Raw genomic sequence first — 22,813 nt, 5'->3', positions numbered from 1 at the left:
TAAATACAATACGCTGATTTAAAGGGAAGTATTCAGTATAAGATTATGGCAGTATTTCACCTTCCGCTGTCACCTTTACGTAGATTTCCCTTTCCCCTTGCTCCATCTCTACCAAAAAGTAACTGCCATCGGGAGTCTCAATAAAGTCGGCATCATCAATGACATAACCGGGATGGGCAGCCGTAACGGCGTTCTTCACTACATCCTCCAGATGTCTCTTACTGATATCCCAGATAGTATAGGCCCATGCACCCTCAGCGGTGAACATCACATCCTTGCTGATACTTCCGTGCACGATTTCGACTTCCGTCATACCGTTCTTTTCTTTTTCAATATCCACAATGCGGGCATTGGGATATTTCTCTGCTATAAAATCTTTGATGGCAGCGGAAATATCAGAAGGGAGATAATCTTCGGGAGAACCGCCGTTGTGCGCATCGGCCACTTCCTTCACCAGAATGCCGTCCTCCGAATAATAGAGGTCCATTTCCTGATTACCTTTCTCCACTTCGATGATGTAGACAACAGCCATTTCCTTACGTTCCAGCTTGTCTACATCTTCCACCTTCCATACATTATAATAGGTACTACTCTCGTAAGAGCTTTTCACCGGAGCGGGAAGGTCTGCATAACGGAGGTCGGTTTCGGTCATCTGCCATACACCGTCTTTGGTGAACCAGGCCTCCTTTTCGAAATTGTCCTCATGGAAATCAGCCACATAATATGCACCTTTTGTTTCCCATTCTATACGCTGGGCATTGGGATGCTCCTTGGCCAACGCATTACTCAGTTCCGCGGGCACGGAGATTCCGTCGTTGTCGTCATCATCACAGCTTTGCAAGGCAAAGGCAAACACGCCTAACGCCAATAATAAGAAGTACTTTTCCAGTTTCATAGTCATTTCGTTTTTTTACATTATCAATACCAAGTTTGTTCATTTTGTATGGCAAAGATGAAGCCTAAATCTGGAAAGAATCTGGAAGAATACTCATATTTTGCAGAAAACAGCTATCTTTGTGCCACTAAAAGCGTTCATAACAAAAGAGATACATAATAACACAATGGAAAAGAAATTCAAACGTACCACCGTGACCTCGGCATTGCCGTATGCCAACGGCCCGGTTCATATCGGACACCTGGCAGGCGTTTATGTTCCTGCCGACATTTATGTCCGCTACCTGCGACTGAAAAAGGAAGATGTAATCTTCATCGGCGGCTCCGACGAACACGGAGTGCCCATCACCATCCGCGCCAAGAAGGAAGGCATCACCCCTCAAGACGTGGTGGACCGCTATCATACGCTTATAAAGAAGTCTTTCGAAGAGTTCGGCGTCTCCTTCGACGTGTACAGCCGTACTACTTCAAAGACACATCACGACACGGCTTCCGACTTCTTCCGCAAGCTGTACGATAAGGGAGAATTCATCGAAAAGACCAGCATGCAGTATTACGACGAAGAAGCCAAGACCTTCCTTGCCGACCGCTACATCACCGGCGAGTGCCCCCACTGCCATGCCGAAGGCGCTTACGGCGACCAATGCGAGAAGTGCGGCACCAGCCTCAGCCCCACGGACCTGATTAATCCGAAGAGTGCCATCAGCGGCAGCCAGCCCGTGATGCGCGAGACGAAGCACTGGTATCTGCCGCTGGACAAGCACGAGGAATGGCTTCGCCAATGGATTCTGGAAGACCATAAGGAGTGGCGTCCCAATGTTTATGGCCAATGCAAGAGCTGGCTCGACATGGGCTTGCAGCCGCGTGCCGTGAGCCGCGACCTGGATTGGGGTATTCCCGTTCCCGTAGAGGGTGCCGAGGGCAAAGTGCTCTATGTATGGTTCGACGCCCCTATCGGCTACATCAGCAACACCAAAGAGTTGCTGCCCGACACATGGGAGAAATGGTGGAAAGACCCCGAAACGCGTCTGGTACACTTCATCGGAAAAGACAATATCGTGTTCCACTGCATCGTGTTCCCCGCCATGCTGAAGGCAGAGGGTAGCTACATCCTGCCGGACAACGTGCCGAGCAACGAGTTCCTGAACCTGGAGGGCGACAAGATTTCCACTTCACGCAACTGGGCGGTATGGCTGCACGAGTATCTCGTTGACTTTCCCGGCAAGCAGGATGTGCTGCGCTACGTGCTGACCGCCAACGCACCGGAGACAAAAGACAACGACTTCACCTGGAAGGACTTCCAGGCACGTAATAACAACGAGCTGGTTGCCGTTTATGGCAACTTCGTGAACCGCGCCCTGCAACTCACCAAGAAGTACTTCGACAGCGTAGTGCCCGCCGCAGGCGAACTGAACGACTACGACCGCGAGACGCTGAAAGAATTTGCCGACGTCAAGGCAGAAGTGGAGAAGTTGCTGGACGTATTCAAATTCCGCGACGCACAGAAGGAAGCGATGAACCTTGCCCGCATCGGAAACAAATACCTGGCAGACACCGAGCCGTGGAAGCTTGCCAAGACAGACATGGAGCGCGTAGCCACCATTCTCCACATCTCGTTGCAGTTGGTCGCCAACCTTGCCATTGCTTTCGAACCGTTCCTGCCCTTCAGCAGCGAGAAGCTTCGCAAGATGCTGAACATGGACAGCTTTGACTGGGCAGAGCTGGGACACACCGACCTGTTGCCTGCCGGACATCAGCTGGGCACCCCCGAACTGCTGTTCGAAAAGATAGAAGACGACGTCATCCAGGCACAAGTAGACAAGCTGCTTGCCACCAAGAAGGCAAACGAAGCCGCCACCTACAAGGCAAACCCCATCAAGCCGACCATCGCCTTCGAAGACTTTGAAAAGCTGGATATCCGCGTAGGTACAGTGCTTGAATGCGAGGCAGTGCCCAAGATGAAGAAGCTGCTGAAGTTCAAGATTGCCGACGGGCTGGAAAACCGCACCATCGTCAGCGGCATTGCCCAGCACTACAAATCGGAAGAACTGGTAGGCAAGCAAGTGCTGTTCATCGCCAACCTCGCTCCACGCCAATTCAAGAACGGGCTGGTAAGTGAGGGAATGATTCTCTCTGCCGAGAATTATGACGGCTCGCTGGCGGTGACTTCACTGCTGAAAGAGGTGAAGCCGGGCAGCGAGGTGAAATAAAACAGTAACAAGGTAACGAGTTAACAAGGCTACAAGGAGGAAGGAAAAGCCTCGTGGCCTTGTTAACTCGTTGCCTTATCAACCAATAAACTATGTCCGATACATCACTCAAAGAAAAAACAGCCAAAGGCCTCTTCTGGGGAGGATTCAGCAACGGCATACAGCAGTTGTTAAATCTGGGATTCGGAATAGTCCTTGCCCGTCTGCTGGATGCTTCGGATTATGGTATGGTAGGGATGCTTACCATCTTCTCCGCCATTGCCGCCGCCTTGCAGGAGGGTGGGTTCATTTCGGCACTGACCAACCGGAAGGAGACTTTGCACAAGGATTACAACGCCGTGTTCTGGTTCAGCCTGATGTGCAGCACTACTATATATATATTACTCTTCTTTGCCGCACCGCTGATTGCCGACTTCTACGATACGCCCGAGCTGATACCGCTGTCCCGTCTCTCCTTCTTGGGATTCGTCATTTCCAGCATGAGCATTGCACCGAGGGCATATCTATTCAAGAACCTCAGAATCAAGGACACTACCGTCATTTCTATTTCAAGTCTGATAGTCTCCGGTATTGTGGGCATCACATTGGCGGCAAACGGATTCGCCTATTGGGGTATTGCATTGCAAAGTATCTCATTCGTCACCGTGATGACGGTTCTCAATTTCTACTTCTCGCGTTGGAGGCCTTGTTTCCGGTTTGACTTTACCCCCATCAAGGAGATGATAGGGTTCAGCAGTAAGATAATCATTACGAATATCTTCACCATAATCAATAACAATTTGTTTTCCGTCTTGTTGGGTAAGTTCTATTCGGAACGGGAAGTGGGTAACTTTACGCAGGCAAACAAGTGGAACGGCATGGGACATACCACGATTACGGGCATGATAAACGGCATTGCACAACCCGTCTTTACCCGGGTTGCCGACGACAAGGCACGACAACTTGCCGTATTCAGAAAGCTGCTGCGCTTCACCGCCTTTATCTCTTTCCCCGCCATGCTGGGATTGAGCTTGGTATCGAAAGAACTGATTATAATCACTATCACGGAGAAGTGGCTGCCCAGTGCCGATATCTTGCAACTGTTATGTATTTGGGGAGCATTTATTCCCGTCATCAATCTGTTCTCCAACCTGCTCATCAGCCGGGGACATTCTTCTATCTATATGTGGAGCACCATCAGCTTGAGCCTGCTGCAAATAGCAGCTGTATGTGCCATATACCCATACGGGTTGGAGTGGATGCTGCGTATTTTCGTCATTATCAATATCGGCTGGCTGTTTGTATGGTTCCGTTTTGTCAAGAGGGAGATAGGATTAAGACTGCGCGATATGCTGAAAGACATCTCTCCTTATCTCTCCCTATCCATTGTACTCGTAGTGTCAACTCACTATGCTACTCAGCCCATAGAAAACCTATACTTAAATATGGCAGCCAAAATCATTATGGTAGCTGGGCTTTATGCACTGGTTTTGTGGAAACTACAATCTACCATCTTCCGGGAAAGCATTGAATTCCTCTTAAAGAAAAAAAGAGCATGAGCCGCATAGCCTACATCATATCCGCCTACAAGGATGCCCCACACTTGGCACGCCTGGTTGCCGCACTGGATGACCGGGCAGACTTCTACGTGCACATCGACCTCAATGCCGATATACACCCTTTTGAAGAAGCCTTGGGAGACAAGGTCACTTTCGTGCCCCGCCACCGGATAAGCTGGGGAGGATGGGAACAAGTGGAATACCAGAAAGAATTGCTTGCTGCCGTATTGCACAGCGGTATCCCCTATACCCGCGTAGTATGCCTGAGCGGGCAGGACTACCCATTATGGAGCAACAACGCCATCCACCGCTATTTTGAGGAGCATCAAGACACTGAATTCATCGGCGGTTTCAACCTGACACACTGCACCGTGAAACAGCAGTTGCACAAGATAACCCATTACCACCCTTTCCGTGACCTGCCTTGGAAGAGTATATGGTGGAAGAACAAACTCATCGTAGCATCGCGCAAGCTGGCACAGATACTCCCCATCCGGAAAGCCCCTTTTGCACCCTTGGAGGGCAAGCAGGCAGATGTCTATTTCGGTTCCGACTATTGGGCCATCACGTTGCCCTGCGCACGATATGTATATGAAAAGTTGTGCACGGAGGAGAAGCTGGTGAAGTATTTCAGAACCAGCTTTGTACCCAGCGAACTGTGCATACAGACCATCGTATTCAACTCCCCTTTTGCCTCAAAAGGGCTTCTTTTAGAGGGAGAATACCCCGGACTTACCCGTCTCACCCCCTTGCACTACATAGACTACGGCGCATCCATCCGCGTGATGACACTCGAGGACCTGCCGGTATTGCGGCAGTCTGGAAAGATGTTCTGCCGAAAAATAGTAAGCGGCACATCAGACAGATTAGTGGAAGCCATAGAGCAGACAAGAAGAGAATAAAAAGAGAGTTATCCCAACAGATATGCCACTTTATCCCAACCGGAATGCTGCAAAGAAGCAATTAATTCGTATTTTTGCAGCATCACATTTCTATTGATACAATGAAAAAGAATGTAGCAGTCATATTGGCAGGAGGAGTCGGTAGCCGTCTGGGATTGTCCACTCCCAAGCAATTCTTCAAGGTAGCGGGAAAAATGGTCGTGGAGCACACCATCGATACTTTCGAAAGCAATCCACATATTCACGAGATAGCTATCGTATCCAATCCTTTCTATATCTCCGATTTCGAATCTATCATCATCAAGAACGGATGGAAGAAGGTCAAGAAGATATTGAAAGGCGGACAAGAACGGTATCATTCCAGCCTATCCGCCATCAAAGCCTACGAAGACACTGACGTCAATCTGATATTCCACGATGCCGTACGTCCGTTAGTGAGCCAGCGGATTCTGAATGACGTTATTGCCGCATTGGAAACCTACAAAGCTATTGATGTGGCAATGCCCGCCACGGATACCATTATACAAGTCAATGACAGATTCATTCAGGAAATCCCAGACCGCAGCAAACTGATGCGAGGACAGACTCCGCAAGCATTCCATCTGGAAACCATCAAGCATGCCTATGACATTGCCTTGCAAGACCCGGCCTTTAAAGTGACCGACGACTGCGGCGTAGTAGTGAAATACCTTCCGGAAGTACCGGTTTATGTAGTGAACGGCGAAGAAAGCAACATGAAGCTGACCTATAAGGAAGACACCTATCTGCTGGACAAATTCTTCCAGCTGCGCAAAAGTGAACTGAACACCTTGCCCATCGACCAGGAAAACAACCTGAAGAACCGGGTTGCAGTCGTATTCGGCGGTAGTTACGGCATCGGCGCAGACGTGGCTCAGCTACTCAAAGAGAAAGGAGCCAACGTATTCTGCTATTCGCGCAGCATGAACGGAACGGATGTAGGCAACAAAGAGCAGGTGAGCAAAGCCTTGCAGGAAGTGTACCGCCAATGTGGACGGATAGACTACATTATCAATACTGCCGGACTGCTGAATAAAGAACCTCTGATGAGTTGCGACTATCAGACCATCTGCAACGCTGTGAACACCAACTATATGGGTACTGTCAACGTGGCACTTGAAGCCTTCCCCTATCTGAAGGAGAGCAAAGGTAAACTCGTATTCTTCACTTCCAGTTCCTACACTCGGGGGCGTGCCTTTTACAGCATCTATTCATCGACCAAAGCCGCCATCGTGAACTTTGTGCAAGCCATAGCACAAGAATGGGAACCGTTCGGCATCAGCGTGAACTGCATCAATCCGGAACGTACCAAGACACCGATGCGTGTCCATAACTTCGGCATCGAACCGGATAACACCTTGCTGACCTCCGAGCAAGTAGCCATTACCACCATACAGTCACTGCTTTCCGAATTCACCGGACAAGTCATCGACGTAAAAAGAGAAGAAGTATGAAGAACCAATACCTATCGGACTACATTGCCGACAACCTACGCGCCTGCCAACTGAAGCAACTTTCCATACTGAAAGAGGTGGACCGCATCTGCCGGAAACACAAGTTAAGCTACTGGCTTGACGGAGGCACACTGTTGGGAGCCATGCGTCATGGAGGATTCATCCCCTGGGATGATGACATAGACATCGGCATGACACTGGAAGACATGCAAGCATTCATGAAGGTAGCCCCCTCCGAACTACCCGACACACTGTTCCTGCAAACCCCGGAAAGTGACCCTACCAGCAAAGAGCCCATCGTCAAGATAAGGGATTTAAACTCAATCTATATTGAAGCAGGAGATACCTTCAGCGTAGAGTATCAGAAAGGACTATACGTAGATATATTCCCTTTCATCGACTACCCCACCGTGCCCCGCCCATGGGCAAAGAAGCTGTGCAAAGGCATCTCCGTCAGTTACTCCATCCTACACGCGCAACACTACTACTCGCTGCGCTCCTTTGCAGAATTCTTCTACTTCGGCATGAAGTATGCGCTTTTCAAAGGGATATGGGCAATGCTCTGCCTGGTACGCCCCAAAGGGACCTATCTTTCGAATATACTCATCAATAACGGATACGGCATCATGCACCGTAAAGATTCCGTCTTTCCGCTCTCCACCATCACTTTCGAAGGAAAAGATTTCCCGGCACCGGGCAATGTGGACGCCTATCTGAAAGATTTATATAAAAACTACATGGACATTCCTCCCAAAGAGAAGCAGATAGTCCATGCCTGCTATATTCACCCGGAACTAAAACCATTGCCATGAAACCAGCCCTTGTAGATGTATCTGTACTGATTCTTTTCTTCAACCGCCCCAAACTGCTGGCGCAAGTATTCGAACAAGTGAAGAAAGCACGCCCCGCACGACTGTTTCTCTATCAGGACGGCCCGCGCGGCGAGCGTGACATGCCGGGCATAGAAGCTTGTCGCAAAGTAGTGGCAGACATCGACTGGGAATGCGAAGTACACCACAACTACCAAGAGAAGAACTACGGCTGCGACCCATCGGAATACATGGCACAGAAGTGGGCATTCTCCTTGTCGGACAAATGTATCGTGCTTGAGGATGACGACGTGCCTGCCGTCTCTTTCTTCGGCTTCTGCAAGGAACTGCTCGACAAGTATGAGCACGACACACGCATCAGCATGATTGCCGGATTCAACAACGAGGAGATTACACCGGACATCACTTCCGACTACTTCTTCGCCACCACCTTCTCCATCTGGGGATGGGCGAGCTGGCGGCGGGTGACGGACCAATGGGATGAATTCTACACCTTCCTGGACGACAAGGAGAACATGCGGCAACTGAAGAACCTCATCCACACACGGCGCTACCGCAAAGACTTCATCTACATGTGCCAACGCCACCGCGAACACGGGAAAGCCTATTACGAAACCATCTTCCACGCTTCCATGTTGTTCAATTCGGGTCTGAGCATCGTGCCCACCCGCAACATGATAAACAATCTGGGAGCCACTGCCGACTCCACCCACTTTGCCGGCTCCGTGCACACCATGCCGCGCGGTTACCGCCGCATCTTCACCATGAAACGCCACGAAGTGGAGTTTCCACTGAAGCACCCTCGCCACGTCATCGAGAACACAGCCTACAAGGATAGCGTTTACCGCATCATGGCATGGCGGCATCCCTGGATAAAGATTGCACGGTCGTTCGAGGAACTGGCGTTGAACCTACGGTACGGCAACTTCACCATCATATGGCAAACGCTGCAAAAGCGTATCCGGAAATGGACGAAACAAGACCGGCATCTGTAACAAGAAAAAACATTCAAAAAAGAAGAAACGAACAACAGTCATGAGAGTACTACTTATCAATACCTCCGAACGCATCGGCGGCGCAGCCATCGCCGCCAGCCGTCTGATGGAATCACTCAAGAACCACGGCATCAAAGCCAAGCTGCTGGTACGCGACAAGCAGACCGACCAAATCTCCGTTGTGTCACTGGACCATAACTGGCGCATGGTGTGGAAGTTCGTCTGGGAGCGCATCGTCATCTGGAGCGCCAACCGCTTCAACAAAAAGAACATCTTTGCCGTGGACATAGCCAACACGGGGACAGACATCACCTCACTGCCCGAATTCCAGCAGGCAGACGTCATCCATCTGCACTGGATAAACCAAGGGATGCTCTCGCTGAGGAATATCGAGAAGATTCTCGCCTCGGGCAAGCCCGTCGTCTGGACCATGCACGACATGTGGCCCTGCACCGGCATCTGTCACCATGCCCGCGAGTGCACCCGTTACCGGCAGGAATGCCACAACTGCCCCTTCATCCACGGAGGCGGAGGCAAGCGTGACCTTTCCTACCGCATCTTCCGGAAAAAGCAGAATCTATATCGCAACCGTCACATCAACTTCGTCACCTGCAGCCGCTGGCTGGAAGAACGTGCCCGGACAAGCGCCCTCTTCTGCGGACATGCCGTGACGTGCATCCCCAACCCCATCAACACCAACCTCTTCAAGCCCCGCAACCGACAGGAAGCCCGCAGCCGTTGCCTACTGCCGCAAGACAAAAAGCTCATGTTGTTCGGCTCGGTGAAGATTACGGACAAACGGAAAGGCATCGACTACCTGATAGAATCGTGCCGACTGCTGGCTGACAAGCATCCCGAACTCCGGGAACAGTTGGGTGTCGTCGTCTTCGGCAACCAATCGCAACAACTGGAAAACCTGCTTCCATTCAAAGTCTACCCGCTGAACTTCGTCAGCAACGAACACCAACTGGTGAACATCTACAATGCCGTGGACATCTTCGTGACCCCCTCGCTGGAAGAGAACCTGCCGAACACCATCATGGAAGCCATGGCATGCGGCATTCCCTGCGTCGGATTCAACGTGGGCGGCATCCCTGAGATGATAGACCATCTGCACAACGGCTACGTGGCACAATACAAATCCTCGGAAGACTTTGCCAACGGCATCTACTGGACGCTGACCGAACCCGACTACCCCAGCCTCTCGGAACAAGCCTGCCGGAAAGCCATCTCCCACTATTCGGAGAACGTCGTCGCCAAGAAATACATTGACCTTTACAACAAAGTGACCGGAAGAAATGCATAACCACCCCACCCCGAAATTCAGCATCATCACCGTGACCTACAATGCCGAAGCGGTACTGGAGGACACGATTCAAAGCGTTATCTCGCAAACCTACCACCACGTAGAATACATCCTTGTGGACGGTGCGTCCAAAGACGGCACGCTCTCCATTATCGACCGTTACCGCGACCGCATCACCCGCATCGTGAGCGAACCGGACAAGGGACTGTACGACGCCATGAACAAAGGTATCCGCCTTGCCACTGGCGATTACCTCTGCTTCCTCAATGCCGGCGACAGCTTCCACGAGGACGACACCTTGCAGCAGATGGTGCGTTCCATCTCCGGCAACGAACTACCCGACGTGCTGTACGGCGAAACGGAACTGGTGGACAAGGAAGGCCACTTCATCCGCATGCGCCGCCTCGCCGCCCCGGAAGTGCTTACCTGGCGAAGCTTCAAGCAGGGCATGCTGGTCTGCCATCAGGCCTTCTTTGCCAAAGCTTCCCTTGTAGAACCCTACGACCTGCAATACCGCTTCTCCGCCGACTTCGACTGGTGCATCCGGGTGATGAAGAAGGCACGGACCTTGCACAATACCCATCTCACCCTCATCGACTATCTGGAAGAGGGAATGACCACCCAGAACCGGCAAGCATCCCTGCGCGAACGCTTCCGCATCATGGCGCGGCATTACGGACTGATGAGTACCATAGCCCATCATGCCTGGTTCGTATTACGGGCCGTGATAAAGAAATAGCACAAGTTTCGAGAGCAAATATACTTTATTCCCGCAAGACCTATACCTTGTGGGAATCCCCCCTATACCCAGCTCCCTACAGTATAGGAGTGAGTACCCAAAACATCCCCATGTTTTCACCTAAAACATCCGGATGTAATGGGGCAAAACATCCCCATGTTTTTGGGTAAAACATCCGGGTGTTTTGGAGAAAGGCATCCGGATGTTCTGCATATTAAGTCCTATACCGTGAGGGGCTAAGTCCTAAGACGTAGGAGATTAAGTCCTAAGGCAAAGGAGGCTGGGTAACTGTAAGCAGCGCCTTCAACTCTTTTACCCCTTCCGAAGCTCCCTTTTGAATGACATGTATCGGACGCATGACGTGCGTGTCCACCGGCTTGGGGTCTATCAGATACACTTCGGCGGCACGGGGCACGTAGTTCAGCAGTCCCGCAGCGGGATAAACGTTCAGGCTGGTGCCGATGATGACGAAGATGTCCGCCTGCTCCACATACCGGATGGCAGTCTCAATCTCCGGCACCGACTCGCCAAACCACACGATGAACGGGCGGAGCTGCGTACCGTCGCCCGCCTTGTCGCCCAACTTTACTTCATATTCCTCCGGCGCCAGTTCCTTGACGAAATGCGGATTATAAGGGTCGCGGCTGGAACAAACCTTCGTCAGTTCCCCATGCAAGTGTATCACGTGCGTACTGCCGGCACGCTCGTGCAGATTATCTACGTTCTGGGTGACGACCGTTACATTGAAATCCCTCTCCAGGTCGGCAACGCCCAGATGCCCGGCATTCGGCACCACATCGAGCAACTGCTTGCGACGTTCGTTATAGAAATTAATGACCAGTTCCGGATTACGTGCATACCCCTCGGGAGTCGCCACCTGCTCCACCGGATATTTGTCCCACAGTCCGCCCGCATCACGGAATGTGCTGATGCCGCTCTCGGCGCTCATACCGGCACCCGACAATATGACCAAGTTCTTCATTTTCTGCTCCTTTCCTTTATTAAAGTAAGACAAATATAAGAAGAATGTTCAAGTTGTGATATAAATAAGAAAAATTAAATACTTAAAAGCCTTATCATTCAAATAAAAGACGTACTTTTGCCACTCATAAATTTGCAATAGACTGGAAAAGAAACCAATCCGGTCGTCAACAAAAGAATCTTATGGACAAATTCAGTTATGCTATCGGCCTTGGAATAGGTCAGAATCTTTTAAGCATGGGTGCCAAAGGCATTGCAGTAGATGACTTTGCACAAGCAATCAAAGACGTTTTGGAGGGCAACCAGACGGCAATCAGCCACACAGAAGCCCGTGACATCGTCAACAAGTACTTCGCCGAACTGGAGGAGAAGATGAACGCAGCAAACATAGAAGCCGGCAAAAAGTTCCTGGAAGAGAACAAAAAACGCGAGGGAGTTGTTACGCTGCCCAGCGGACTTCAATACGAAGTTATCACGGAAGGAAACGTGGGCCGCTATGCCAAAGCCACCGACCAGGTGCAATGCCACTACGAAGGCACACTGATTGACGGAACGCTGTTCGACAGCTCCATCAAACGCGGCCAGCCTGCCACGTTCGGTGTAAACCAAGTGATACCCGGTTGGGTGGAAGCCCTGCAGCTTATGCCCGAAGGTGCCAAGTGGAAACTCTACATCCCCAGCGACCTGGCATACGGAGCGCAGGGTGCCGGCGAGATGATTCCTCCCCACAGCACGCTCGTATTCGAAGTCGAATTACAGAAAATTTTATCTAAATAAACAAACAAGTAAAAGCAAAATGAAAAAAGTAACATTTCTCATGGCTCTTGCAGTAGCTGCCGGCATGGCATCTTGTACTGCTCAAAGTCCGAAAGCTGATTTGAAGACGGACATCGACTCATTATCTTACGCCATCGGTATGGCACGTACAGAAGGTTTGGACCAGTATCTTGCACAACAAGGCATTGACTCAACCCAGATGTCAGAATTCCTGAAAGGTTTCAACGAAGGCGCAGCCAAAATCGATAAGAAAGACGTGGCTTACATGGCTGGTCTGCAAGTAGGCCAGATGGTCAGCAAGCAATGGGTGGAAGGCTTCAACCAACAAATCTTCGGCAACGACTCCACACAGAGCATCAGCCGCGAAAATCTGCTGGCAGGTTTCGTAGCAGGTGTCATCGGCAAGGGTGGTGCTATGGATATGATGAAAGCTCAAGAGTACATGCGTACTCAGATGGATGCCATCAAAGAAAAAGCAACTGCAGAAAAGTATGCTGACAACAAAGCTGCCGGTGAAAAGTTCCTGGCTGAGAACAAGGCTAAAGAAGGTGTAGTAACTACCCCGAGCGGTCTGCAATACAAAATCATCACCAAGGGTAACGGTGCCGTTCCTGCCGACAGCAGCAAGGTGAAAGTAAACTACAAAGGTACGCTGATTGACGGAACAGAATTCGATAGCTCTTACAAGCGCAACGAACCTGCTACTTTCCGTGCCAACCAGGTAATCAAAGGCTGGACAGAGGCCCTCACCATGATGCCCGTCGGCTCTAAGTGGGAACTCTATATCCCCTACGACCTGGCATACGGTTCAAGAGAAACCGGTAGCCAAATCAAGCCGTTCTCTACTTTGATATTCGAAGTGGAACTGCTGGGTATCGAGAAGTAATGTAACAATCCGAAGGGAGGGGCAAAACCCTCTTGATACTTCTTTTAGGCGCGGATTACGAGGAATAACGCGGATTTGGTAAACTAAATCCGTGAAATCCGCGTAATCCGCGCCTTATCGTTACCCCTCACTTTTATTCATTTTTCCGTCCCTTTTTATAGATAAATTAAAATAAAGTCCTATATTTGCTTACTATTTGATAACTACAAGAACTTTACTTATTTACTATTATGGAAAAAATAGACAATCTTGACCGGCAGATTCTGGAAATCATTTCCCAAAATGCCCGTATCCCTTTCAAGGACGTAGCTGCTGAATGTGGCGTGTCACGTGCTGCCATCCATCAACGTGTACAGCGCCTGATTGACCTTGGCGTTATTGTTGGCTCAGGCTATCATGTAAATCCCAAGTCCCTTGGATACAGAACCTGCACTTACGTAGGAATCAAGCTGGAAAAGGGCTCCATGTATAAGACGGTAGTTGCTGAGCTGGGCAAGATTCCCGAAATCGTAGAATGCCACTTCACCACTGGTCCGTACACCATGCTGACCAAGGTATATGCCCGCGACAACGAGCATCTGATGGATTTGCTGAACAACAAGATGCAGGAGATTCCTGGCGTAACCGCTACCGAGACCTTGATTTCCCTGGAACAGAGCATCAAGAAGGAGATTCCTATTTGCCCCGAGAAATAACGAACAACAATGGATTTCTTGAACGAATATCATCTGTCGGGCCTTGTCATAGGTATCTGCACATTCCTCATCATCGGCTTGTTTCACCCCATAGTTGTGAAAGCCGAATATTATTGGGGCACCAAGTGCTGGTGGATTTTCCTTTTACTCGGCATCGGCGGCATCATTGCCTCCCTTTATACGGAGAACATCATGATAGCCTCCCTTTTGGGCGTCTTTGCATTTTCCTCGTTCTGGACCATCAAGGAGATATTCGAGCAGGAAGAACGAGTGAAAAAAGGCTGGTTTCCCAAGAATCCAAAACGAATTTATAAGTTCTAAGGACAAAGGTTATAAGGAATTTTATCCAAAAGTCTTGCATATTTCAATAGAAAATGCTACTTTTGTCCCCGCTATCCAAGCAAGGATGCATCGGACTTGTAGCTCAGTTGGTTAGAGCAACAGACTCATAATCTGGAGGTCCCTGGTTCAAGCCCAGGCTGGTCCACAAACTAAAAGGCTCATCTCTAACGAGATAGAGCCTTTTTTAGTTCATGGAGACCTCCGATTAAGGGTCTGTTGCTTGGTTATATTTAGTATTGTATTAGGTATTTGTTGACTAATTGTTGACTGATTTAAACATTACTAACATGCTGACTATCAAAGCTGAAATCAAGAAGAGTGAACTAAAAGTTGACGGAACGTACAATGTTAAGATTAGATTTACTTTAGACCGTAAGGTTAAAAGACTATCAACTAATCTATTTATAACTTCAAAAGACCTAACTAAATCCCTCAAATTTAAAGAGGACACTTCCATTAAGAGAGCGATAGATAGACTGGTACTTTATTACAGAGAACAGTGTTTCAAACTGCAATTAGACCAAAATCATTATTCGTTAGATGAGATAATTGAGTTCTTAAACGGAGAACAAGAGAAGCAACAAACCATTGACTTTATAAAGTTCAGTCGTGAGTGGATAGCCTCAACCACTATCAAAGGTGCACCTAACTACACCACTGCCATTAATGCCTTAGTCCGTTTCATAGGTAAAGAGGAATTGGATATTAATTTGATTACCCTTGACTTCTTAGAAAGCTTTAAAGCATTCTTGAATAAAGAACGTGAGATACGGACTAAAAGATTAATGCAGCAGGGTAAACGGGTACCTTCCAATCGTTCACTCTCTCTATATTTGATAAGCATTAAGAAGTTATTCAATGAAGCCAAGAAGAAATACAATAAGAAGGAGAAGAATTTAATCCTAATCCCCAACTCACCCTTCATGGAACTTGAAATACCCAAGCAGGAAGCAACAAGAAAGAGAGCCATATCCGCAGATATTATAAAGAAGCTATGGAAGCTACCCTATAAAGATATGAAGAAAGGCTACAAATCTACCTGCCATTATAATTTGGCAAAGGATTGTTTCATTCTATCATTCTGTCTTATGGGAATCAATTCAGCAGACCTTTACAATGCCACTGAAATGGAAGGTTATACAATCGTCTATAATCGTACCAAGACGAAAGACCGTAGATTGGATAAGGCTCAAATGAAGGTTGACATACCCAGATTAATCCTGCCTCTTGTTGAGAAGTACAAGGATAAGACTGGTAAACGTCTCTTCAATTTCTATCAATACTATGCTGACGAGAAGGATTTCAATAAGGCTATCAACTACGGCTTAAAAGAAATTTGTACAATATTAGAAATTGACGATTTGGAATACTACGCAGCAAGGCATAGTTGGGCTACCATTGCACTTAATAAAGCTGGCATTGATAAATATATAGTCCATGCAGCACTTAACCATATTGACGATGCAATGAAAGTAACGGACATCTATATTGAACGTGATTTCGTAAATGAGAACAAGGCTAATACTAAGGTTGCGAAGTACGTGTTTGGCAAGTAAGCTAATAATTCCCCACTAAAAATCTACTGAGCTATAATTAGTCGCTATCCTTTTTCGGCTTCCACATGCTTCAAAGGTAGAATGCCTAAAAAGGATATCAAATCAACACTTCAGTAATTTAATGGATATCAGTTATATACAAATTAAAACATATAATTATACGCTATCCTATTTCTAGTGTATAAGGGAAATACTAGACTATATATCTAAAAAACGACATCAAACGAAACAAATGCAGGTTCTGGCAGATTCCCCAGCCCGATAATCTTATGCAATTTTGTACACAAAGCCATCTGATAGATTCGTTTATCCAATATCAACTTGGCTATGGGTACTCCCGAGTAATTGAAAACCAGCACCTTGTTCGCCATGGATTTTTGCGGGTCATTATAGTCATACTCGCTTAAAAGTTGATCTAAGTACAAAATATAGATATATTGGTCATCCATTGCCAAATCCAACACCTGCCCAAAGCTTCTTGCCTTACTAAACAAGAGGTTATAGTCTTTACATTCATAAAAAGACCGATCAAAATAAAAGTTCCAGTCTTTTACCATGGTTCCATTTTCCAGGTGGTATTTAGCAAGATACGGCAGTTTGCTAGGCGCAAACACCATATGCCCGTCATGCGCCGACAGATAACCTTTCAAATTCATCCGTGAAGACTAGACAGAAATTTTGTTCCCCACCGGAGATTCGCCGAACCTCTGTAAAGGCTGCAGATTGGCATCCAGTAAGGAAAAGAAACTACCGTCCTTTCCGCACAATAGGGAGACAAAATGCTGTTCATCCAGTCGTACGAAATTATAATCTGCAGGATTGAGCTCACCTTGCACACGCTTATAAGGAGTTTTTTTTTCTGGACAGCTCTTCAATTTCAATAGCATTTCCGTTGCCTTTTAGAGACATCACTGCCAACATTTGTATATTGACATCATTCAAACCGAAGGTGTTTTCGTGAGCGTATGTAATTATTGGCTGTAGGAACTCGCCAGGACCATTTCCCAATGAACCCCAAGTATGGATTTTTTTCATACCCGAAGGAATGGAATATACATGGCAAAAATCATTTTGGGCGACATGCGTCATTACCAAGAATGTATCAACACAGTCAATCCATCCCATATTAATCAGCAATTCTGTATCAGATTGCTCACCATCTACTCTAATCTCCTTATCAAAGGCTGGAAATTCTGTTTTAGATTCGAAGCTACAACTTGACAAGAAGCATAGAAGAATGAATATAATAGAAGTTGTTTTCTGCATAAGTACTTCAAAGCAACATGTAGAATAATCAATGAGCCCTACTTTAAGTTTCACTTTACATCTTATTACATATCTGTTGTAACAAGCTAATGGCTAAAAGTGAAATTTAAAGCAGGCTTAATAATTGCACTTTAGCACTAATCATTATATCCAACCAGGCCTTTTGGTATGACCCAGCAAAATATTTTCACCATAATCTCCGTCAGGATATATTACAACCATTGAATATAAATCAGGGAATTATCACTATCCTTTTTCAACTTCCACATGCTTCAAAGATGAAAAAGCATTAGTGTCCACCAATGAATTCTTACAACAAATTAAAGGCAAAGAATAACCTAAAATGGATCCTTGTAACATGAACTCGAATTACTTTTGCAGTACTTTCAAATTTAACAATTGCCCACTAAAATTTCCAGTAAAAGCTAATGGAAAAACAAGAGTGGACTGGTAGTACACCACCTCCTCGCCAATTTTATAAAGTATCTTTTTATCCAAAGTCTGATGTAGTTTTCCATCAATGTATAAACTTGTAGAGGTATGGTCACCTTTAATCACAATTTGTACCCGTTGACCGATAGGAAACATATAATCAAACTCATTTAAATAACCATCTGACCAGAATGCCAATTTTCCAGACTTTGGGCTACTCTGATACAAAATGGCATTGGAAGATTTAAAAAGCACACTGCCCTTATCTGCGGATTTTGCAGTGAAATCAAAAGCCACTTCATAATCATACCCTACTTCTTCTATCAAAAGCTTTTGATTCCTTTTCAACTTCGAGACTTGAAGCACTTTCCCATCCATCGTTTTTACCTTTGCTCCAATATTCACTCCCGGAGCTTCCGACAAAGCACGACGGCAAGAATCAAACCGTGCGAAAGACAAATCATCCACAGCACCGGTCCACATTTTCAAGCTTAATGTCTGCATAGCAGGATACGCACGATGATGAATGTCCTTGAAAGTAATCCCATTTCCAATGTAATCATTCCATACGGCAAACATTCCCCCTTTCACACGCCTATCATTCCGACTAAATATTCTATCATCAAACATATAGGGTTCCCAGTTATTAAAAATCCACTCTATATTCAGGTAATCGTGGTAATAGAGTGCCGTCAATGGTATTATGTACAATTGGCTACATGCCACATTCACCAATCCAAATCCCAATTCGGCCATTTCAAAGGGATCGGCATAACCATTGTACCAAATGTCCAATAGTACCTCGTCAGACTTCACAGGAAGATCTCCTCTGGCATGCGTCAATGCACCCCATGCCACCGCTTTCTTCCCAAAACCCTCCACATATTTAATGTAATAATCAGTAAAAAAGCGAAACTTTTCAACAACATTAGGATCCGAATTATCGTATTCATCTGTACCAATATGCACTTCTTTACCCCTAAACACCGGATTTTCTCCACCTAAATACTCTGCAAACAAGCTGTCCAAGAACAAATAAGTCTCCGGATTAAACAAATCCAGGTGATCCTCTCCGTACTCCTTACTAGCAATTTCCGGCTTATAGCGCGTAAAGGCCAATGAATGCGCAGGCACATCTATTTCCGGCAAGACAGTCACTCCATACTGCTCGGCTAACATCTGAAGTTCAACAAATTCTTTTTTTGAATAATGAGCCCCCTCCGTGGCCAATCCCGGAAACACGGTACTTTCTAATCGGAAAGCTGCGGGTGTTTGCGACCAGTCATTGCCATAGAACTTTTTAAAGCCGTTGTCATTCAAATGAATCTGGAAACAATTCATTTTATAATAGGACATTATCTTCACATAATCCCTCAAAAAGCCAATGGGGACAAATTTACGTCCTACATCCAACATAAATCCACGCTTAGGATAATTGGGCCAATCTACAGCCACTCCCTGCGGCACCGCCCCATCATACTGTTCCATCATTTGAAGAATGGTCCGAGTTCCCCAAAACACTGCCTGCGTCGTTGCACCCGTCAACACCATCCGATCAGACACATCCAAATAATACTTCTCCCGATTCTCTTCTGTTTCTTTTCCAGCCAAAGTCAAAAAAATATCTCCCGAGCAGGCAGAAACGCCTTCCGCCACCTTATATTTCCTGCCAAACATCACTGCTAAATCTTCGGCAAATGTGTTTGCCACCGGATTGAGTTCTGCTGCATAGCGGGGGTCCAACACCAACCGACACGATGAGCGCCAATAGCCATCCCCGCCTTTCCACTCCTGTAATGCCGGTATCACAAATGGCCTAGAATTTTCTGCCTTTAGCCCTGGCACAAATAGTATGCAAGACACTGCTCCCAATAACACACCTGCCTTAAACACCTGCAACACTTTACCAAAGAGAAACTGCCCCAAAAACAAAATAGTCATTTTCACATCACGAAATATCCACCTCATGTAGTTTGGTCCAAAAACATCAATCCAAGCATTATGCTTGGTAATCCATCTATCCAAAGCAAATTCCATACTATTTATTTTAAAGTTTCAGTTCACTCTACAAGAGTGATTTTTTTTACAAAAGTAACTCCATGATAAGGGACTTGTGTCCAAAATCCCCCTTTATACTCCCCTAAATCCTTTTGATGCCACAAATCACGAACAGAGACTTTTTCTGTATTTCCAAGGCTGCACCATAGACTATTAATCTGTGGAACCTCAGGTGCTTTGGGGGTTAGGATATATTTCTCCTTTGCCATCGATTTTGACCAAGAAGGAATTGGTACAATTTCCCCGCGGCCTACACAAGCAAGAAACAGCCACACCGTTAATAAACACAAACTCACTCTCATCTCAACTGGTCTTTATTTTATCACCGGATTAACAAACAACTCATCCATATACACTTGTTGCGAAGCTTCGAAAGCCACCTTCATATAACGGATGCTTTCATCCAATTGATCAAATAACAAGTTTTCAATCCATGCATCATGCCGATTGTTCGGGAAATGGGGAGTATCCTTGATAGAAGCTAATCTATATTCTTTTCCATCCAACGAAGTGAACAGATAAACTTTCAGCGGCATACCTATTCCATCTAAATTATAGTCCAGCATACGAAGCATGACTTTCCGTAGTCTGGTCTTTTTCTGCAAATCTACCACAAGCTCATGATAACCTTTCTCGAATTTCACCCAACGGGCATCTTTACTGTCTTCCTCGGCAACCCTGCCATCAAGCAATGCCTTCAAATCCGCTTTTCCCAACACCATGTCAATGGTAGCCCCGTTAGCCAATCTCTCCATAAAGGCAGCTTCGGCCAATTGCCAGCAGCCAATCCGCCTTTTCCAGGCCATATAGTCATTGTATACTTTATGTGACCACACCGGTTGCCCCAACTGATAAGTTGACGTGGGGCTTTCTATGATTCCACAAACCATAAATGAGATAATCCTGTCAACCCCTGCCACAGAAGCAGCCACTTGTTGAGATAAAAGACGCGGATAAGCGGCAGGAATCAAGGCCGAAGAACGGTCGTTGGTTCCCTGTTCCCAAGTGAAAGTCTCACAATTGGCCCACATCTCAATATTCAGACGGTTGTGGATGTCTCTCAACCGTTTCCAAGTCTTCTTTAAGCGAGGCAACATGAATTTATCGCGTACACAGCCCACTTCGTCCTGATAGGCTATGATGTCGACTTTCAGCTTTGCCAATTGTTTCTCATACTCCGGATTATCAAAATCAGACAGTCCGATACCATAAGGAGAAATCAGTGTCTTCTTATCCGGAGTCAATGCTCTTGCCTTTTTGGTCAATGCATTAACCGATTGTACAGCATGTTCTGCAAAAATGGGGCAAAGACAATCCTCTACCGGCAAATACCAGCCATAAAAGGCTTTATGATTTTTATAAAAGACGGCCAGTTCCTCCATAATTTGCAATTGGCGTTGTTTGATAGCAGGATCCTGCAAATTATCATCCTGGTCTTTTGCCCATCCAGTACTCATAAAAACCTTCATGTCATATCGGGCAGCCTCATCAAGAATGGCTTCCACAGGACTCTGTTTATCTTTATCATACCACCAGGGCATTAATTGAGAGGGATAATAAGCCTTACCCTCATTGGCAACTTCCATGAATACCAGATATTCAATGCCCATAGCTGACAGTTCCCGCACTTTAGCTTTCCATAATTCCGGATCCGTATTATCAAAACTCTGCGGATTGGTATATCTATTACGTACATCCTTATATGCCAGATTTATCCAAGTACCAGTAATGGGCTTCACCCTCAAAACAGATTCCTTCACCTTCTGTTTTCTCTGTCGGCCAGGAACATCATTGCCAGCAAAAACTACTGCCGACGGCAGTACGGCTGATATCATCAGTACCCCCAATAGGATTGGCAGAAAAATCCTCTTCATAATATACACATTTTTTTAATTAATAAAAGATCAATTGCCACCGGACGTAATAATTAACGCCAAACCTAAAATAAAGAGAATAAACATCAAGGCAATCAATAGATTAGTAGATTTAGAAGCCCCTTTGAATTCCTTCCAAATAAACACCCCCCATAATGCGGCAACCATCGTAGCCCCTTGTCCCAACCCATAGGAAATGGCAGCACCGGCTGTTCCGGCAGCAATATAACTGCACGCTGTTCCCAACGCCCAAATGGCACCCCCCAAAATACCAACCAAATGAGTATTCATATTTCCTTTGAAGTATTGACTGTAAGCCACAGGCACCCCCGTAAAAGGTTTCCTCATTAACAAAGAGTTGAATAGAAAGTTACTGATAAAGATACCTATTGCAAACACAAACAAGGCAGAATACGGAGTCATCATACCAACAGCAGGCGATTCCAGATTTTCCAAATCCATAGCAGCGGCGACAAAACGATAGAAAAACGCCATCAGAATACCAGCGCAGACAGCGATCAGAACTCCTCTTTTTCGGACAGTCTGACCTGATACTTCAGAAACTTTACTGGAAGCAATCCCATTAAAAACAATGGCCAACACAATCAAGAAGACACCCCCAAAAAGAGTGACAGGATCCCCCTTCGGTACACTAAAGTAATTGACAAATACGCCTAATACCAACGCCAACCCCACCCCTATCGGGAAAGCAACCGACATACCAGCCAACGACATGGAAGCCGACAACAATATATTCGAGGCATTGAATATGACGCCACCCAGAAAAGCGCTCCAAAAATTCTCCATACCAACTTGCTGCAAGTCCTGCATAAATCCGCGTCCCCCTTCTCCAATGCTGCCCAGTGTCAAGCCCCAAACCAAAGAAAAAAGAAGTATACCAATCACATAATCCCAATAGAACAATTCATAGCGCCATGTTTGGGCTGACAATTTTTGAGTATTTCCCCATGATCCCCAGCATAACATCGTGACCCAGCACAACGCTACCGCCAATCCGTAACTTTCAACTATAAACATAATCGTGATATTTAATATTGTT

The 22,813-nt window shown here is 46.7% G+C and carries 21 protein-coding genes and 1 tRNA gene; 14 read left to right on the top strand and 8 right to left on the bottom strand.

Going from position 1 to position 22,813, the window contains the following annotated elements:
- Positions 1-43: 43 nt before the first annotated feature.
- Entirely contained in the window at positions 44-895 is an 852-nt protein-coding gene (locus DW800_RS04670; RefSeq protein WP_165859887.1) for a PepSY-like domain-containing protein, read from the bottom strand.
- Positions 896-1,061: 166 nt separating this feature from the next.
- Between DW800_RS04670 and metG the strand changes: the two genes are divergently transcribed.
- From metG to DW800_RS04630, 8 genes are all read left to right on the top strand, one after another.
- On the top strand, positions 1,062-3,104 hold the full coding sequence (metG, locus tag DW800_RS04665; protein ID WP_034522970.1) for a methionine--tRNA ligase: 2,043 nt from the start codon (positions 1,062-1,064) through the stop codon (positions 3,102-3,104).
- A 92-nt stretch (positions 3,105-3,196) separates the two neighbouring features.
- Positions 3,197-4,642, top strand: coding sequence for a lipopolysaccharide biosynthesis protein (locus tag DW800_RS04660; protein WP_016272355.1), 1,446 nt, complete (start codon positions 3,197-3,199; stop codon positions 4,640-4,642).
- On the top strand, positions 4,639-5,544 hold the full coding sequence (locus tag DW800_RS04655; RefSeq protein WP_117589563.1) for a beta-1,6-N-acetylglucosaminyltransferase: 906 nt from the start codon (positions 4,639-4,641) through the stop codon (positions 5,542-5,544). The genes DW800_RS04660 and DW800_RS04655 overlap by 4 nt, the downstream gene beginning before the upstream one ends.
- 101 nt (positions 5,545-5,645) lie before the next feature.
- Positions 5,646-7,016 carry a bifunctional cytidylyltransferase/SDR family oxidoreductase gene (locus DW800_RS04650; RefSeq protein WP_005830829.1) on the top strand — a complete coding sequence of 457 codons (1,371 nt, stop codon included), beginning with the start codon at positions 5,646-5,648 and terminating at the stop codon, positions 7,014-7,016.
- The gene (locus tag DW800_RS04645) at positions 7,013-7,828 is read left to right on the top strand and encodes a phosphorylcholine transferase LicD (RefSeq protein WP_117589562.1); all 816 of its coding nucleotides are present in this window, start codon (positions 7,013-7,015) and stop codon (positions 7,826-7,828) included. The genes DW800_RS04650 and DW800_RS04645 overlap by 4 nt, the downstream gene beginning before the upstream one ends.
- Entirely contained in the window at positions 7,825-8,841 is a 1,017-nt protein-coding gene (locus DW800_RS04640; protein ID WP_005830833.1) for a hypothetical protein, read from the top strand. The genes DW800_RS04645 and DW800_RS04640 overlap by 4 nt, the downstream gene beginning before the upstream one ends.
- A gap of 40 nt (positions 8,842-8,881) precedes the next feature.
- Positions 8,882-10,147, top strand: a complete 1,266-nt coding sequence (locus tag DW800_RS04635; protein ID WP_022400783.1) for a glycosyltransferase family 4 protein — start codon at positions 8,882-8,884, stop codon at positions 10,145-10,147.
- Positions 10,140-10,886 (top strand): glycosyltransferase family 2 protein, encoded by a 747-nt coding sequence (locus DW800_RS04630; protein ID WP_117703808.1) that lies wholly within the window; start codon positions 10,140-10,142, stop codon positions 10,884-10,886. The genes DW800_RS04635 and DW800_RS04630 overlap by 8 nt, the downstream gene beginning before the upstream one ends.
- Before the next feature lie 265 nt (positions 10,887-11,151).
- Here DW800_RS04630 and DW800_RS04625 read toward each other — a convergent pair whose 3' ends face one another.
- Positions 11,152-11,868: an SIR2 family NAD-dependent protein deacylase gene (locus tag DW800_RS04625; protein ID WP_008662496.1), complete on the bottom strand. Its 717-nt coding sequence runs from the start codon at positions 11,866-11,868 to the stop codon at positions 11,152-11,154.
- Positions 11,869-12,050: 182 nt separating this feature from the next.
- Here DW800_RS04625 and DW800_RS04620 point away from each other — a divergent pair, with 182 nt between their 5' ends.
- The 6 genes from DW800_RS04620 (at position 12,051) to DW800_RS04595 (ending at position 16,123) form a co-directional block, all read left to right on the top strand.
- Complete coding sequence (locus DW800_RS04620; RefSeq protein ID WP_044468323.1) at positions 12,051-12,644, top strand: FKBP-type peptidyl-prolyl cis-trans isomerase; 594 nt, start codon at positions 12,051-12,053, stop codon at positions 12,642-12,644.
- 19 nt (positions 12,645-12,663) lie between these two features.
- The gene (locus DW800_RS04615) at positions 12,664-13,530 is read left to right on the top strand and encodes an FKBP-type peptidyl-prolyl cis-trans isomerase (RefSeq protein ID WP_005830844.1); all 867 of its coding nucleotides are present in this window, start codon (positions 12,664-12,666) and stop codon (positions 13,528-13,530) included.
- A 230-nt stretch (positions 13,531-13,760) separates the two neighbouring features.
- Positions 13,761-14,225, top strand: a complete 465-nt coding sequence (locus tag DW800_RS04610; protein WP_005830846.1) for an Lrp/AsnC family transcriptional regulator — start codon at positions 13,761-13,763, stop codon at positions 14,223-14,225.
- 9 nt (positions 14,226-14,234) lie between these two features.
- Positions 14,235-14,546 (top strand): DUF4491 family protein, encoded by a 312-nt coding sequence (locus DW800_RS04605; RefSeq protein WP_005834338.1) that lies wholly within the window; start codon positions 14,235-14,237, stop codon positions 14,544-14,546.
- A 92-nt stretch (positions 14,547-14,638) separates the two neighbouring features.
- Positions 14,639-14,712 (top strand) — tRNA-Ile (locus DW800_RS04600).
- 142 nt (positions 14,713-14,854) lie between these two features.
- Positions 14,855-16,123, top strand: coding sequence for a phage integrase SAM-like domain-containing protein (locus tag DW800_RS04595; RefSeq protein WP_098032007.1), 1,269 nt, complete (start codon positions 14,855-14,857; stop codon positions 16,121-16,123).
- A gap of 206 nt (positions 16,124-16,329) precedes the next feature.
- Here the strand turns inward: DW800_RS04595 and DW800_RS19890 are convergent, their stop codons facing one another.
- The 6 genes from DW800_RS19890 to DW800_RS04565 form a co-directional block, all read right to left on the bottom strand.
- On the bottom strand, positions 16,330-16,779 hold the full coding sequence (locus DW800_RS19890) for a hypothetical protein (RefSeq protein WP_227186979.1): 450 nt from the start codon (positions 16,777-16,779) through the stop codon (positions 16,330-16,332).
- Between the two features lie 184 nt (positions 16,780-16,963).
- Positions 16,964-17,443, bottom strand: a complete 480-nt coding sequence (locus DW800_RS19885) for a hypothetical protein (protein WP_227224279.1) — start codon at positions 17,441-17,443, stop codon at positions 16,964-16,966.
- Between the two features lie 315 nt (positions 17,444-17,758).
- On the bottom strand, positions 17,759-19,858 hold the full coding sequence (locus DW800_RS04580) for a family 20 glycosylhydrolase (protein WP_227186982.1): 2,100 nt from the start codon (positions 19,856-19,858) through the stop codon (positions 17,759-17,761).
- A gap of 23 nt (positions 19,859-19,881) precedes the next feature.
- Entirely contained in the window at positions 19,882-20,181 is a 300-nt protein-coding gene (locus DW800_RS19880; protein WP_133303133.1) for a hypothetical protein, read from the bottom strand.
- A 12-nt stretch (positions 20,182-20,193) separates the two neighbouring features.
- Complete coding sequence (locus DW800_RS04570; protein ID WP_098032008.1) at positions 20,194-21,753, bottom strand: DUF4434 domain-containing protein; 1,560 nt, start codon at positions 21,751-21,753, stop codon at positions 20,194-20,196.
- 30 nt (positions 21,754-21,783) lie between these two features.
- Complete coding sequence (locus DW800_RS04565; protein ID WP_057281451.1) at positions 21,784-22,791, bottom strand: GRP family sugar transporter; 1,008 nt, start codon at positions 22,789-22,791, stop codon at positions 21,784-21,786.
- Positions 22,792-22,813: the final 22 nt, after the last annotated feature.

The sequence above is a fragment of the Bacteroides sp. AM32-11AC genome, from assembly GCF_003603515.1.
GTDB lineage: Bacteria > Bacteroidota > Bacteroidia > Bacteroidales > Bacteroidaceae > Bacteroides > Bacteroides uniformis.
The sequence above is the reverse complement of the archived record's forward strand: the minus strand, read 5'-3'. Positions and strand labels throughout refer to the sequence as shown.

Excerpts from the sequence above, each read along its gene's own strand:
- DW800_RS04670 (WP_165859887.1), bottom strand. The coding sequence starts at position 895 with ATGAAACTGGAAAAGTACTTCTTATTATTGGCGTTAGGCGTGTTTGCC.
- DW800_RS04630 (WP_117703808.1), top strand. The coding sequence starts at position 10,140 with ATGCATAACCACCCCACCCCGAAATTCAGCATCATCACCGTGACCTAC.
- DW800_RS04635 (WP_022400783.1), top strand. The coding sequence starts at position 8,882 with ATGAGAGTACTACTTATCAATACCTCCGAACGCATCGGCGGCGCAGCC.
- DW800_RS04615 (WP_005830844.1), top strand. The coding sequence starts at position 12,664 with ATGAAAAAAGTAACATTTCTCATGGCTCTTGCAGTAGCTGCCGGCATG.
- DW800_RS04655 (WP_117589563.1), top strand. The coding sequence starts at position 4,639 with ATGAGCCGCATAGCCTACATCATATCCGCCTACAAGGATGCCCCACAC.
- DW800_RS04650 (WP_005830829.1), top strand. The coding sequence starts at position 5,646 with ATGAAAAAGAATGTAGCAGTCATATTGGCAGGAGGAGTCGGTAGCCGT.
- DW800_RS19880 (WP_133303133.1), bottom strand. The coding sequence starts at position 20,181 with ATGAGAGTGAGTTTGTGTTTATTAACGGTGTGGCTGTTTCTTGCTTGT.
- metG (WP_034522970.1), top strand. The coding sequence starts at position 1,062 with ATGGAAAAGAAATTCAAACGTACCACCGTGACCTCGGCATTGCCGTAT.
- DW800_RS04660 (WP_016272355.1), top strand. The coding sequence starts at position 3,197 with ATGTCCGATACATCACTCAAAGAAAAAACAGCCAAAGGCCTCTTCTGG.
- DW800_RS04605 (WP_005834338.1), top strand. The coding sequence starts at position 14,235 with ATGGATTTCTTGAACGAATATCATCTGTCGGGCCTTGTCATAGGTATC.
- DW800_RS04565 (WP_057281451.1), bottom strand. The coding sequence starts at position 22,791 with ATGTTTATAGTTGAAAGTTACGGATTGGCGGTAGCGTTGTGCTGGGTC.
- DW800_RS04620 (WP_044468323.1), top strand. The coding sequence starts at position 12,051 with ATGGACAAATTCAGTTATGCTATCGGCCTTGGAATAGGTCAGAATCTT.
- DW800_RS04595 (WP_098032007.1), top strand. The coding sequence starts at position 14,855 with ATGCTGACTATCAAAGCTGAAATCAAGAAGAGTGAACTAAAAGTTGAC.
- DW800_RS04625 (WP_008662496.1), bottom strand. The coding sequence starts at position 11,868 with ATGAAGAACTTGGTCATATTGTCGGGTGCCGGTATGAGCGCCGAGAGC.
- DW800_RS04580 (WP_227186982.1), bottom strand. The coding sequence starts at position 19,858 with ATGGAATTTGCTTTGGATAGATGGATTACCAAGCATAATGCTTGGATT.
- DW800_RS04570 (WP_098032008.1), bottom strand. The coding sequence starts at position 21,753 with ATGAAGAGGATTTTTCTGCCAATCCTATTGGGGGTACTGATGATATCA.
- DW800_RS04610 (WP_005830846.1), top strand. The coding sequence starts at position 13,761 with ATGGAAAAAATAGACAATCTTGACCGGCAGATTCTGGAAATCATTTCC.
- DW800_RS04645 (WP_117589562.1), top strand. The coding sequence starts at position 7,013 with ATGAAGAACCAATACCTATCGGACTACATTGCCGACAACCTACGCGCC.
- DW800_RS04640 (WP_005830833.1), top strand. The coding sequence starts at position 7,825 with ATGAAACCAGCCCTTGTAGATGTATCTGTACTGATTCTTTTCTTCAAC.
- DW800_RS19890 (WP_227186979.1), bottom strand. The coding sequence starts at position 16,779 with ATGAATTTGAAAGGTTATCTGTCGGCGCATGACGGGCATATGGTGTTT.